The sequence below is a fragment of the Kitasatospora sp. NPDC097605 genome (genome assembly GCF_040302725.1).
In the GTDB taxonomy this organism is placed as follows: Bacteria; Actinomycetota; Actinomycetes; order Streptomycetales; family Streptomycetaceae; genus Kitasatospora.
Genome location: NZ_JBEOSF010000010.1, coordinates 177,901 through 191,711 on the forward strand (window position 1 = coordinate 177,901; position 13,811 = coordinate 191,711).

General features: G+C 77.5%; 8 protein-coding genes. 2 read left to right on the plus strand and 6 right to left on the minus strand.

The annotated features are described in order from the left end of the window. Position 1: 1 nt before the first annotated feature. The gene (locus ABTX81_RS14490) at positions 2-457 is read left to right on the plus strand and encodes an SRPBCC family protein (protein WP_350544490.1); all 456 of its coding nucleotides are present in this window, start codon (positions 2-4) and stop codon (positions 455-457) included. Positions 458-459: 2 nt separating this feature from the next. After that, positions 460-837 carry a TcmI family type II polyketide cyclase gene (locus ABTX81_RS14495; RefSeq protein ID WP_350544492.1) on the plus strand — a complete coding sequence of 126 codons (378 nt, stop codon included), beginning with the start codon at positions 460-462 and terminating at the stop codon, positions 835-837. 66 nt (positions 838-903) lie between these two features. Here ABTX81_RS14495 and ABTX81_RS14500 read toward each other — a convergent pair whose 3' ends face one another. The 6 genes from ABTX81_RS14500 to ABTX81_RS14525 all read right to left on the minus strand — a co-directional run bounded on the left by ABTX81_RS14500 (position 904) and on the right by ABTX81_RS14525 (position 13,579). Next, on the minus strand, positions 904-3,744 hold the full coding sequence (locus ABTX81_RS14500; RefSeq protein WP_350544495.1) for a condensation domain-containing protein: 2,841 nt from the start codon (positions 3,742-3,744) through the stop codon (positions 904-906). Then, positions 3,741-5,621: a non-ribosomal peptide synthetase gene (locus ABTX81_RS14505; protein ID WP_350544498.1), complete on the minus strand. Its 1,881-nt coding sequence runs from the start codon at positions 5,619-5,621 to the stop codon at positions 3,741-3,743. Before ABTX81_RS14505 ends, ABTX81_RS14500 begins: the two co-directional genes overlap by 4 nt. Before the next feature lie 81 nt (positions 5,622-5,702). Next, positions 5,703-7,562: a non-ribosomal peptide synthetase gene (locus tag ABTX81_RS14510; protein ID WP_350544501.1), complete on the minus strand. Its 1,860-nt coding sequence runs from the start codon at positions 7,560-7,562 to the stop codon at positions 5,703-5,705. 42 nt (positions 7,563-7,604) lie between these two features. Next, positions 7,605-8,804, minus strand: coding sequence for an acyl-CoA dehydrogenase family protein (locus ABTX81_RS14515; RefSeq protein ID WP_350544503.1), 1,200 nt, complete (start codon positions 8,802-8,804; stop codon positions 7,605-7,607). Continuing rightward, a complete protein-coding gene (locus ABTX81_RS14520; RefSeq protein ID WP_350544506.1) occupies positions 8,801-12,142 on the minus strand; it encodes a non-ribosomal peptide synthetase in 3,342 nt (1,113 codons plus the stop codon). Before ABTX81_RS14520 ends, ABTX81_RS14515 begins: the two co-directional genes overlap by 4 nt. Before the next feature lie 120 nt (positions 12,143-12,262). Continuing rightward, complete coding sequence (locus ABTX81_RS14525) at positions 12,263-13,579, minus strand: non-ribosomal peptide synthetase (RefSeq protein ID WP_350544509.1); 1,317 nt, start codon at positions 13,577-13,579, stop codon at positions 12,263-12,265. Between the last annotated feature and the right edge of the window lie 232 nt (positions 13,580-13,811).

Consider the following 13,811-nt stretch of genomic DNA (forward strand, 5'->3'; position numbering starts at 1 on the left):
GATGCCCGGGCACACGGACAACGAGATCGTCATCGCGGCCCCGCTCGACCTGGTCTGGGAGATCACCAACGACCTGGAGAACTGGCCGCAGCTGTTCAGCGAGTACGCCTCCGTCGAGGTGCTGGAGCGCGAGGGCGACCGGGTGCGGTTCCGGCTGACCATGCACCCCGACGAGGACGGCAAGGTGTGGAGCTGGGTCTCCGAGCGCACCACCGACCGCTCCGAACTCGCGGTGCAGGCCCGGCGGGTCGAGCCCGGCCCGTTCGAGTTCATGGACATCCGCTGGGAGTACGCCGAGGTGCCGGCCGGCACCCGGATGCGCTGGGTGCAGGACTTCGCGATGAAGCCCACCGCGCCGGTCGACGACGAGGGCATGGTCAACCACATCAACCGCAACTCCCGGATCCAGATGCAGCTGATCCGCGAGAAGGTCGAGAAGAAGGCGGCGGAGCTCTGACCATGGCCTCCCCCACGACCACCCCCGGGAGCGTGCCCGGGACCGCGCAGACCCACCGTGCCCTGATCGTCGCCCGGATGAAGCCCGACGCGGCCGGCGGCATCGCCGAGGTGTTCGCCGACTCCGACAACCGGGGCGAACTCCCGCACCTGATCGGGGTGACGGGGCGCAGCCTGTTCCAGTTCGGCGATGTCTACCTGCACCTGATCGAGGCGGACCGCCCGCCGGGCCCGGCCGTCGCCCAGGTGATCGGCCACCCGGAGTTCCGGGCGATCAGCGACGCGCTCACCGCGTACGTCGAGGCCTACGACCCGGCCACCTGGCGGGGGCCGAAGGACGCGATGGCGCGCGAGTTCTACCGCTGGGACCGCCGCGGCTGAGCGCGCGCCGGCGGTGACCGAGCGGACACCCCGAGGGCCTTCCGGCCCCGGGGTGTCCGCTCGTGCTCAGCCTGCGGCGGGGGTACCGGCCGTCATCGCGGCGAGGACCTCGCGCCAGTCCTCGCCGGGCTCCGGGCGCAGCGCCCCGGCCAGCGCGTCGGCCCGGTAGCGCCAGGGGCGCAGCAGGTCGGGGTCGGCGTCCGGGCCGTGCGTGACGGGGCTGGAGGAGCCGAGCAGCCGGACCAGTTCGGCGGTGAAATCGGCCCAGGAGACGTGGCCGGTCACCGCGTTGACGATCCGGCCGGGCGCGCGGGCGGCGCTCTCGGTGACGGCCCGGGCGAGCGCCGCCGAGTGCACCCAGCCGGCGCCCGTCCAGCCGGTGTCGAGCGGCGGCAGCACGATCGGCCGGCCGGCCCGCGCGGCCTGGTGGAGCGCGCCGGTGGCGCCCCAGCGGAGCTGGTCGCGCAGCCGGCGGTGCGGGCCCCAGACGATCGGCGAGCGGACCACCGAGACCGGGCCGCAGGCCCGCCCGGCGGCGTCCAGCAGGATCCGCTCGCAGTCGAGCTTGGCCCGGCCGTACGGGGTGAGCGGTCCGGCCGGCGGGGCGCCCTCGGGGACCTCGCCCGGGGCGGGGCGGCCGTAGGCGTCGACGCTGCTGACGAGGACGAACCCGCCGGCGCCGCGCCAGCCCTCGACCAGCGCGCGCATCGCGGCCACGTCGACGGCGTGCCGGGTGAAGGTGCAGGCGGCGTGGATGACGGTGTCCACGCCCTCGACGGCCCGGCGCAGGCTGTCCGGGTCGGCGAGATCGCCCTCGGCCACCTCCACCCCGACACCGGCCACCAGGTGGGCCGACTCGGGGCGGGCCAGCGCCCGGACGGGGCGGCCCTGGGCGAGGAGTTCCTGGAGGACGGCCGCGCCGACGCCCCCGGTGGCACCGGTGAGCAGCACCGTCCCGGCACGCGCCCCGACGGTGCCGCCGCGTCCGGGGGCGGCGCGGCGTTCGGCGGCGCGGGTGGCGAGCAGGGCGGCCAGGGCGCGCGGGGTGCGGTGCTCCAGCACCTCCAGCCCCGTCAGCGGCAGACCGAAGCCCGTACGCAGGCGCTCGGCCAGTTGCACCGCCAGCAGCGAGTGACCACCCAGCCGGAGGAAGTCCCCGTCCGCCGGCGGCCGCACGCCCAACAGCTCGGCGAACGCGTCCAGGACCTCGGGAAGCCGGACCGGGTCGGCGGCGCGGCCGGGGAGGCGGGCGGCGTCGAGGGTGCCGTCGGGGTGGCGCGGGATGCGGTCCAGCAGGGTGACGGCGAGCGGGAGTCGGGTGGGTTCCGGGAGGCTGCGGCGCAGGGCGGCACGGAGGTCGGCGCCGCTGGGGGCGACCGGGCCGCGGACGGTCGCGTAGGCGAGGGCGGGGCCGTTCTCGGCGACGTGGAGGGCGGCGTCGGTGACCCGGGGGTCGGCGAGCAGGGCGGTGACGGCGGGGTGCTCGCGGCCGGCCGTGGTCAGGCGCTCGCCGGGGAGCTCGGAGAGCGGGCGGCCGGCGTCGGCGGCGACGGCGGTGAGCAGGTCGGTGAAGGCGGTGTGCAGCCGACGGGCCGTGGGCTCGTCCAGCGCCGCCGGGTCGTGCTGCAGCAGGCAGCGCGGCTCGCGACCGTCCTCGACCAGCAGGGACAGCCCGAACTTGGCGAGCCCGAGGTCGACCTCGACGGCCTCCGCCGTGAGGCCGGGCAGCGCCGGCGGCTCCGCCGGGCGGACCAGGTCGCAGCTCACGGCGAGCAGCGGGGTGCCGTCCTCGCCCCGGGCGGCCGGGCCGAGGTGTTCGACGATCAGGTCGAAGGGCGTCTCGTGGTGCCGCTGGGCGTCGAGCAGGGCGGTGCGGACGGCGGCCAGCAGCCCGGTGAAGACCGGGTCGCCGGCGGGTCCGCGCAGCCGCACGGGCAGGGTGTTGACCTGGAGGCCGACCAGCCGGCGCAGTTCGGGCCGGGCGCGGTGGCCGCCGGCGCAGCCGAGCACCAGGTCGGAGCCGCCGGTGGCGGTGCGCAGGACGGCGAAGGCGGCGGCCAGCACGACGGTGAACGCGGTCGCGCCGTGCCGGGCGCCGAGCCGGCGCAGGCCGTCGAGGGTGGCGGGGGTGAGCGGGGCGGTGTGCAGGACGGCGCGGCGCCCGGGGGTGCCGGGCGGGACGGCGCGCAGCAGCGGCAGCGGGCGGGCTCCGGCGAGGTGGGCGGCCCGTTCGGCGGCCGCGGCGGTGAGCCGGTCGTCGCGGGCGCGCTCCCATCGGGCGTAGTCGGCGTACTGGAGCTCGGGTTCGGGCAGGGCGGACGGGCGGCCGTCGGCGGCGGCGGCGTAGAGCTCGGCGAGTTCGGCGGCGAGGACGGGCAGCGAGCCGCCGTCGACGGCGATGTGGTGGAGGGTGAGCAGCAGGGTGTGGTCGGCGGCGGCGTGCCGGAGCACCAGGGCGCGCAGGGCCGGGCCGGTGGCGAGGTCGAAGGGCCGGGCCGCCTCGGCGCGCAGCAGGGCGGTGGCGGCCTCGGGGGTGGCCTCGCGCACGGGCAGCGGGACGGGGGCGGCGGGGCCGACCGTCTGCTCGGCGTGGTCGTCGCCCTGCCCGTAGCGGGTGCGCAGGACGTGGTGGCGGGTGGTGAGGCCGGTCAGGGCGGCGGCGAGGGCGTCGAGGTCCAGCGGGCCGCGCAGCCGGGTGGCGAGCGGGACGTGGTAGCGGGGGCCGCCCTGGCCGAGGCGGTCCATCAGCCACATCCGGTGCTGGGCGTGGGAGAGCGGGGCCGGGCCGGAGGCACCGGCGGCGGGCACGGCGGGTCCGGCGGGCGCGGTGGCCGAGGTGGCCGAGGTGGCCGAGGTGCGGCGGCGGGCGCGGCGGAGCAGGTCGGCCTGGGCGGACTGGGTGCTCATCGGCCGGACTCCCCCGCCTCGGCGGCCTCGGCGGCCTCGGCCGCCAGCAGGGCGCGTTCGACCAGCGCGGCCTGGCCGGCCACCGTCGGGTGGTCGAGGAAGTCGCCGAGCGGCAGGTCGACGCCGAGGTCCTCGCGGAGGTCGTCGACCACCCACATGGCGAGCAGCGAGTGCCCGCCCTCGGCGAAGAAGTCGGCGTCCGGGGCGGTCACCTCCTGCTCCAGGGCGCGCGACCAGGCGGCGGCGACCACCTGCTGGATCGGGGTGAGCGCGGCGGGCGCGGCCGGGGCCGCGGGAGCGGGAGCGGCCTCGTCGGCTGCGTCGACTGCTTCGGCTTCGTCGACGGCCAGCGCCCGCCGGTCGACCTTGCCGCTGGTGGTGAGCGGCAGGGCGTCGAGCACCGTCCAGGCGGTGGGCACCAGGTGGGCCGGGAGCCGTTCGGCGAGCCGGCGGCGGAGCGCCTCGGGCGTCGGGCGGCCGCCCTCGGCGGGCACCACGCACGCGGTGAGTGCGGCGTCCTCCCGGCCGGCCCGGCGGACCACGACCGCCGCCTCGGCCACCTCGGGCAGGCCGCACAGGGCGTGCTCGACCTCGCCGGGCTCGATCCGGAAGCCGCGCACCTTCACCTGGTCGTCCAGCCGGCCGTGGTACTCCAGCACGCCGTCCGGCCGCCGGGAGACCAGGTCGCCGGTTCGGTAGGCCCGGCCGAGGCCGGGGAGCTCCACGAACCGTTCGGCCGTCAGCTCCGGCCGGCCGAGGTAGCCGAGCGCCAGCCGGCCGGTCAGCCAGAGTTCACCGCGGGTGCCGTCCGGAACGGGCCGACGGTCCTCGTCGAGGACGGCGGTGCCGGTGCCGCCGAACGGCCGGCCGATCGGCACCGGGCCCGCGCAGTCGGCGGGCCGGACGCGGTGCAGGGTGGCGAAGGTCGTGGCCTCGGTCGGGCCGTAGCCGTTGACCAGCCGCAGCCACGGGAAGGTCCGCAGCACGGCGCCCGCGTGCTCGGCGGCGAGCGCCTCGCCGCCGACGACCACGGTCCGCAGCACGCCGAAGATCCGCGAGCGGCGGGCGGCCAGCTGGTGGAAGAGGGCGGTGGCGAGGACGGCGTGGGTGGCCCCGAACCGTTCGACGTCGCGGGCGAGGTCCTCGGCGCTGGGGCGTTCGGAGGACGAGACGGCCAGCGCGGCACCGTTCGCCAGCGGGCCCCACAGCTCCAGGGTGGAGAGGTCGAAGCCGGCGGACGTGCGGAGCAGCATCCGGTCGCCGGGCCGCAGCGCGATCCCGTCGGGGGCGGTGACCAGGTCGGCGACGGCGTGGTGCGGCACCAGGACGCCCTTGGGCTGCCCGGTGGACCCGGAGGTGTAGTAGACGACGGCGACGGCGCCCCGGTCGGGGTCGGCGGGCTCGGGGTCGCTCCCGGTCCCGGCGCCGGCGGGGCCGGTCCCGGTGAGCACCAGGGAGCGGTCCTCGGGCAGCCCGAGGTCGGCGAGCAGCGCCTTGTCCCCGAGGGTGAGCCGGATTCCGGCGTCGTCGATCATCGCGGCGAGCCGGGCGGCCGGGTACGCCGGGTCGAGCGGGACCACGTGGCCGCCGGCCCACCAGACGGCGAGGTGGGCGACGGCCACCCGGGTCGAACGGGCGCAGAGCACGCCGACGGCGGCGCCGGGGCCGACCCCGCGGTCGGTCAGCTCGGCGGCCAGCCTCCGGGCGTTGAGGACGAGTTCGCGGTAGGTCAGGACGGTGGCGCCGTCGGTGACGGCGAGCGCGTCGGGGCGCTCGGCGGCCTGCCGGGCGATCAGCGCCGGGACGGTCGTCGGAGCGGAAGCCGCGACGGTGACCAGGAGTGTCGCCGGGACGGTGGTGGCGGCGGGAGAGGTCATGGGTGGTCAGCCTTCCGGGCGCCCCGGCGGTGGCCGGGGCGCCGTGCGAGGGTGGGAGGGAGGGGAGCGGCGGCCGCCGGGTCAGCCGGCGATGTCCGGACGGCGCTCGTCGAGCAGGCGCGCCACGGCCCGCAGGTCGGGCTGGCGCAGCAGCAGCGGGGCGCGCAGCCGCACGCCGCACGCCTCCTCCAGGGCGGCGAGCAGCCGGGCCGCGGTGACGGAGGTGCCGCCCGCGTCCAGGAAGTTGTCGGCGAGGGTGAGGCCGGTGCGGCCGAGCAGGTCGCGGCAGAGCCGCAGCACGGTCCGCTCGGTGGGTGTCAGTGCCTCCTCGGCGGGCCGCCCGCCCTGCTGGGCGGCGGTCTCCTCGGCCTTGAGCAGCGCGGCCCGGTCGATCTTGCCGTTGGCGTCCAGCGGGAAGGTGTCGACCAGCCGCAGGACGCCCGGCACGGCCTGCTCGGGCAGCCAGGGGCGCACCGCGTCCAGCAGCAGGGCGCCGTCCACCGGCTCGCCGTCGGCGGCGGGCTGGACGAAGGCGAGCAGCTGGGCGCCGCCGCCGGCCGGGGCCGGGCGGGCGACGACGGCGGCGCGCCGCACCCGGGGGTCGCGTTCGAGGGCGGCCTCGACCTCGGCCGGCTCGATCCGCACCCCGCTGACCTTGACCTGGTCGTCCAGCCGGCCGAGGAACTCCAGCACCCCGTCCGGGCGCATCATGACCCGGTCGCCGGTGCGGTAGACCCGGTCGGTGCCGTCCACCTCGTCGGGCGCGGAGACGAAGCGCTCGGCGGTCAGCGCGGCGTCGAGGTAGCCGATGGCCAGGCCCTGGCCGCCGATCCGCAGTTCGCCGGCCTCGCCGAGCGGCAGCGGGCGGCCGTTCTCGTCGGTCACCAGGACGATCGCGCCGGGGATCGGGCGGCCGATCGGCGGGGCACCGGCGCCGTGCCCGACGCCCGGGGGCATGGTGTGCACGGTCGTCACGACGGTCGCCTCGGCCGGGCCGTAGGCGTTGTGGACGGTCGCGGTGACGTCCGGTCCGGGGGCCCGGCGCAGCCGGTCGCCGCCGACCATGAGGTGGCGCAGCGCCAGGTCGGCGGGCCAGGGTCGGTCCAGCACCGGCTCGGCGAGCGGGGTGGGCAGCACGCCGACGGTGATGCCGGCGGTGCGCCACCAGTCGGTGAGCGCGGCCGGGTCCCAGCGGACGGCGTCGGGGGCGACGACGAGTGCCGCGCCCGAGCTGAGCGCGGCCCACAGCTCCATCAGGTGCGGGTCGAAGGCGACGCCGATGAGCAGGCTGTGCCGGTCGCCCCGGCCGAGGCCGGTCAGCTCGCGGTACCAGGTGAGCAGCGCGCCGAGCGCGGTCTGGCCGACCGCGACGGCCTTGGGCAGGCCGGTGGAGCCGGAGGTGAGCACGGTGTACTGGGCGCCCCTGGGCGCCTTGACGGCGCTCCCTCCGGTGGCCGCGGGGTCGGCGAAGGCGGCGACGATCCCGTGCGCGCCGGGGGCGGCGAGCGGCAGGTGCCGGCCGTCCCGGTGCGCGGGCGGCAGCAGCGCCGGGTCGCCGATCAGACAGGCGGGGCGCAGCTGTTCGGCGACGGCCCGCAGCCGGCGCTCGCCGGGGCGCGGGCCGAGCGGCAGGTGGACGGCGCCGATCCTGGCGACGGCCAGGGTGGCGGCGACCAGCGCGGCGGAGTGGTCGAGGCAGAGGCCGACCAGCTCGCCGGGCCGCACGTGCTCGGCCAGCTGTCCGGCCACCGCGTCGGCGAGGCGGTCGAGTTCGGCGTAGCCCAGGGTGAGGCCGCCGTCGGTCAGGGCGGGGGCGTGCGGGGTGCGGCGGGCCCAGCTGGTGAACAGGTCGAGGACGGCGCCGTCGCGGTGCGGGCTGCCGTGGGCGACGGAGCGGCCGGGCAGGAGTCCGGGCACGGGGCGGGCCGGGGTGGTGGTCATGGTCAGTCCTCCGGACGTCGGTCGATGGTCGTCGGTACGGGGTCAGCCCAGGCCCATGGCCCGGGCCACGATCACCTTCTGGACCTCGGAGGTCCCCTCGATGATGGTCGTCATCCGGACGTAGCGGTAGAGGTACTCCAGCGGGTGGCCGCGGACCCAGCCGGTGGCGCCGTGCACCTGGAGCGAGCGGTCGACGGCCCGCACGGCGGTCTCCGAGGAGGTCAGCTTGGCGAGCGCGGCGTTCTCGGGGGCCTCGGTGCCGTCGTCGACCAGCCGGGCGCAGGCGAGGGTGAGCAGCTTGGCGGCCTCGACCTCGGCGCGGGTGCGCACCAGGTGCTCCTGGATGTGCTGGTAGTCGCCGATCGGCTGTCCGAAGGCCCGCCGTTCGCGGGCGTACTCGACGCCGAGCCGCAGGGCGTACTCGGCGATGCCGTTGCACATCGCGGCGACCACCAGCCGGCCCCGGGAGAGGCTGTCCATGGCGAGCCCGGTGGCGGCGGCGACGCCCGCCTCGCCGCCGATGACGGCGGACATCGGGGCGTGCAGCCGGTCGATGGTCAGCTCGAACAGCGGCTCGCCGGACATGCCCTCGTAGCGCTGGCCGATGCGCAGCCCCGGGTGGTCCATGGGCAGCACGAAGGTGGTGGCGCCGGCGGTCGGCCCGGCGCCGTCGCCGAGGTCGGTGGCGGTGACGACGAGCGCGAGGTCGGCGCGGTCGGCGTTGCTGACGAAGGTCTTGCGGCCGTTCAGCAGCCAGCCGTCGCCGTCGCGGACGGCGGTGGTGCTGAGCCGGAAGGCGTCGGAGCCGGCCTGCGGTTCGGTGAGCGCGAGGCAGCGGGTGCGTTCGCCGCGGACCAGCGGGACGAGGTGGCGCTCGATCTGCTCGGGGGTGCCGTACCGCAGCAGCGGGCTGGGGCCGTCGGAGCCGGCCAGCGCGTAGGGGGCGAGCGGGCAGCCGCTGCGGCCGGCGGCGTGGTGGAGCTGCACGACGGCGGTGAACGGCATGCCGGCGCCGCCGAGTTCCTCGGGGTAGTCGCCGGCGTAGAAGCCGAGGGCGGCGGAGCGCTTGCGCACATAGGCCCGCAGGTCGGCCGGGGGCTGTTCGGCGGACTCGCCCGACTCGGCGGCGAGCGGGTCGAGTTCGCGGCGCACGAAGCTCTCGAAGGCGTCGGTGAGTTCGCGGTGCCCGGCTTCGAGGACGGCGGACGGCGCGGAGAGGCCGGGGGCGGTGGTCCTGGTCACTGGTGGCCTCCGGTCAGGGCGCGGGCCTGGTCGGCCAGGACGGGGTGCTGGAAGAGGGTGCGCAGCGGGGGCCGGCTGCCGAGCCGCGGCTCCAGCCAGGCGGCGAGCCGGGCGGCGAGCAGGGAGTGGCCGCCGACCTCGAAGAAGTGCGAGCCGGCGGTGAACCGGTCGTGGCCGAGCACCTCCTGCCAGGCCTCGGCGATCAGCAGCTGGCCGGGGTCGGTGAAGGGCTGCGGTGCGGTTCCGTCGGCTCCGTCGGCTCCGTCCGCCCCGTCGGCGCGCGCGGCGGGGTCGGCGGGGTCCGCGAGCGCGGTTGCCTCGGCGGCCAGCCGGGCGAGGGCCGTCCGGTCGGGCTTGCCGCCGGGCAGCAGCGGCATGGCGTCGAGCGCCGTCCAGGACGCCGGGACGAGGCCGGCGGGCAGCCGGCGGGCCAGCGCGGCGTGCAGGGCGGCCTGGTCGGGCCGCGGGCCGCCGTCGAGGAAGCCGAGCAGGCGCGGACCCGCGGTGCCGTCGTGGTGCAGGACGACGGCGCAGGAGCGGCCGCCGAGTTCGGCGGAGGCGGCGGCCTCGATCTCCTCCAGCTCGATCCGGAAGCCGCGCAGCTTGACCTGGTTGTCCTGGCGGCCGAGGAAGCGCAGCCGTCCGTCGAGGTCGCGGTAGCCGCGGTCGCCGGTGCGGTAGACGCGCTCGCCGCCGAGCGCGGGCGGGGTGGTGAACCGGGCCTCGGTGGCCTCCGGCAGGCCGAGGTAGCCGTCGGCCAGCAGCGCTCCCCCGATGGCGAGTTCACCGACGGCGCCGGGCGGCAGCGGCTGTCCGCCGGCGTCCAGGACGTGCACCCGGACGCCGGGCAGTTCGGTGCCGAGCGGGATCTCGGCGGCGTCGGCGTGCCCGGCCCCGCCGGCGTCCTCGTCCCCGTCGGCGTCCTCGTCCGCCTGGGTGAGGTCCGCCTGGGTGAGGTCCGCCGCGGTGATCTCGTGCACGGTGGAGGTGACGGTGGCCTCGGTGACGCCGTAGGCGTTGAGGACGGTGACGGCGGTGCCGTCGGTCAGCCCGCGCAGGGCGCGCGCGGGCAGCCGCTCGCCGCCGAGGACCAGCAGGCGCGGGGACCAGCGGCCGTCCGCCAGCGCCTCGCGCAGGTCGGCGCGGACGGCGAGGGCGTAGCTGGTGGGCAGGTTGGCGACGGTCACGCCGCGGGCGGCCAGCACGGCGACCAGCTCGGGCCCGGTCGGCACCTCGCGCTGCGGCACCACCAGGGCGGCGCCGGCCGACAGCGAGGGCAGCACCTCCTCCAGCGCCACGTCGAAGGAGGGCCGGGCGAACAGCAGCACCCGGTCGGCGGGGCCGAGGCCGTAGCGGGCGGCGAGCGCGGTGGTCCAGCGGGCCAGCGCGCCGCGGCCGACCAGGACCGGCTTGGGCACGCCGGTGGAGCCGGAGGTGTGGATCAGGTAGGCGGCGCCGTCGAGCACGGCGGCGGGCTCGGCCTTGGGGAACGGCGGGCCGTCCAGCAGCGCCGGGGCCACGGCGGCGGGCAGGGCGAGCGCGCTCTGCCGGGTGGCGAGCACCAGCGCCGGGGCGAGCCGGTCCAGCAGCAGGCCGAGCCGGGCCTGCGGGTCCTCGGCGGACAGCGGGGCGTACACCGCGCCGTGCCGCAGGCAGGCGAGCAGGGCGACCACGCTGTCCACGCCGCGCGGCAGGACGGTGGCGACCGGCTGGCCGGGGGTCACTCCGGCGGCGCGCAGGCGCTCGACGAGTTCGCCGACCCGGCGGTCGAGGTCGCCGTAGCTCAGCCGCTCGGAGCCGGCGAGCAGGGCGAGCGCGGTGGGGTCGTGGGCGGCGGCCGGGTCGAGGTCGGCCGGTTCCGGTGCTTCGGCGGGGGCGGCCGGTTCGGGGGTGGTTGGTTCGGGGGTGGTCGGTTCGGGGGCGGCCGGTTCGGGGGTGTTCGGTTCGGGGGCGGCCGGTTCGGGGGTGGTTCCGGCGGCCGCTTCCGCCGGGGCGGGGCGGGACGCGAGGTCGGCGAGCGGGACGTCCGGGCCGTCGAGGTAGCCGCGCAGCAGGTCGAGCAGCCGCTCCGCGAGCAGGGTCGCGACCGGCTCGCCGAACAGGTCGGCGTCGTAGTCCCAGACCAGGGTCATACCGGCCGCGCCGTGCTTCTCGCCGACCACCCGCCGGTCGTCGGGCAGCAGGACGAGGTCGAGGTCGAAGCGGGTGGTGCCGGTGTTGAACCCCTCGTACAGCGAGACCTCCAGGCCGGGTGCCTGGACGTCGGGCAGCGGCGCGTCGTGGGCGCTGAACATCACGCTGAACAGCGGGTTGTCGGTGCCGGAGGTGTGCCGGCCGAGTGCGCGGGTCAGCTCCTGGACGGGCACGTCCTGGTGCGGCAGGGCGCGGAACAGCACGTCGGTCACCTCGTCCACCGCCTCCGTGCCGGGCGCGTCCGGGTCGAGCCGCAGGCGCAGCGGCACGGTGTTGACGAACATGCCGACGGTGCCCTCGAAGCCGGGCGGGCGGTTGCCGACCGCGGTGCCGACCACCAGTTCGCGGTGGCCGCTGTGGCGGCGCAGCAGTTCGGCGAAGAGGGTGAGCAGGGTGGAGAAGGGGGTGTGCCCGTCGGCCTTGGCGCGCTCGCGCAGCCGCTCGGCGAGGTCGGCGCCGATCGACTGGCGCAGCTGTCCGCCGCGGTGGCGGCGGCGCGCGCCGGGGCGGGCCAGGCCGGGCAGCGCGAGGTCGAGCGGGGCGTCGGCCAACTCGCGCTTCCAGTGGGCGAGTCCGCGCTCACGGTCAGCCGCGCGGTCGGCTTCGGCGGCGCGTACGTGGTCCTCGTAGGAGGGCGCGGCGGGCAGGGTGACGGCGGTGTCGGCCGGGCCGAGCACCCGTGCGCGGTAGACGGTGAACAGGTCGCGCAGCAGGATCGCGAAGGAGTGGCCGTCGTGCACGAGGTGGTGCTCGACGTGGATCAGCCGGTGGTGGTCGGTGCCGAGCTTCGCGAGGTGCCAGCGCAGCAGCGGGGCCTCGGTGGTGTCCAGCGGCTCCTCGGCCTCGGCGGCGAGCAGGGTGCGGAACGCGGTCTCGGGGTCGGGCTCGGCGCTCAGGTCGCTGGTGCGCAGCCGCGGCTCGCTCCGGACACCGACCCGCTGGAGCGGCAACCCCTCGGCCTGCTCGACCAGTTCGAGCCGCAGGCCGGGGTGGTGGGCGAGCACGGCGGCGAGGCCGGCGCGCAGCGCGTCGGTGTCGAGCGGGCCCCAGAGGTCGAGGGCGGCGGTGAAGTTGTAGGCGCGGCTGCCGGGCAGCAGCTGTTCGTGCAGCCAGACGATCTGCTGCGAGGAGGACAGTGCGAACATGGGCAACTCCCTTGCTGTGTCGGGTGGTTGTTCGGTTCGATGGAGCCGGTGCGGGCCGGGGTGGACCGAGGTGGCGGCGGGACCCGACGGGGTCAGGCCGCCGGGGTCAGGCCGACGGGGTCAGGCCGCCGCGCCGAGGTGGCGGCGCAGGGTGGCGAGCACCAGCTCGAAGGCGGCCTCCGCCGCGGGATCGGCGTAGCGCTCGCGGTCCCAGGCCAACCGGACCAGCAGGTCCGCACCGTGCGAGGCGGAGACCGCGAGCGGCGCGGCGAGCGGGCGGCCGGCCAGGTGAACCTCCCGCCCGGCGGTCCCGCCGAGCACCAGCGGCGGGCGGCGGTGCAGGTCCTCGAAGGTGAGCAGGCCGTCGAGCGCGCCGGACCAGCTCGCCCCGGCCGTGCGGGCGGCGCGCACCACCTCGTCGTACGGCGTGTCCGCGTGGTCGAGGTCGTCCCACCAGGCCGCGCCGAGTGCGTCGAGGTCACGCGGCGGGCCGGGCGGTGCCGGGTGGACGAGGGTGTTGAGGAAGCAGCCGAGGACCGGGTCGGCGTCCGCCGGGCGGCCGCCCCACGGGTAGCCGAGCGCGAGCACCCGCCCGTCGCCGTCGAGGTGCTGCGCGGCGGCGGCCACGGCGTCCAGCAGGGCGGGGAAGACCCCACCGCGGGCGGCTCCGGTCACCGCGGGCAGCCGTTCGACGGCCATGCCGGTCGACCAGGCGGCCCCGGCCGGCCGCACATCCCGCGCCGGCCCACCGAGGGCGCCGAGCCGGGCGGCCCAGTGGGCCCGCGCGGCCTCGCTCGCGGCGTTCGCCTCGGTGGCCAACTGGCCCTCCACCGCTGCCCGGTAGGCCTCGACGGCCTCGTCCTGGGCGGCGGCGGGGGCCGTCTCGCCGTCCACGGCGTAGGCGGCGCCGAGCCCTTCGGTGACCAGGCCGAGCGACTGCTCGTCGCAGGCGGCGTGGTCCAGGGCGACGGCGAGCACCTCCTCGTCGTCGCCCGGCGCGGCGGCCAGCAGCAGACGCAGCACCGGACCGTCGTCCGGCCAGTCCAGCAACGCCCGCCGCAGCGCCGCCCGCACCGGCCCGTCCACCCCCTCCGGGGCCTCCCCCGGGTCGACCGCGACCCGGGCCACCCCGACGGACGGCTCACCCAACCGCAGCACCGGCGTGCCGCGCTGCACGGTGAATCCGCCACGCAGCACCGGGTGGTGGCCGGCCAACCGGACGGCGGCACGGCGCAGCCGGGGCAGGTCGACCGCCCCGCGCGGAAAGGCGAAGAACAGCGGCACGATGTCCGTCCGACCACGCGGATCGCGGCGACGGGTGATCAGAAAGCGGCGCTGGGCACCGGTGAGCGGAAGCAACCCCGCCGGGCCAAGCTCGGCGACGGCAGCGAGGGACCGGTAGCGGGCGAGATAGGCGGCCGTGATGCTGGAGTGCACGGGAGGGTCTCCGCTTTCGGGTCGGGTCAGGGCGTTCGAGTGTCCACGGGGTCCGCGTCGGCGACGTCCGGTGGCGCGGACGGCAGATCCCGCGGGCCGCGCACGAGCTGGATCAACGGGCCCGCCGGAGCGCAAACGCGCGGCACGGGCTGCCGGCTGGCGGTCCGGTGCAGCCGGGGCAGGCCGACGGTGCCGCGTGGAGAGGTGAGGAACAACGGCGCACGATTCGTCC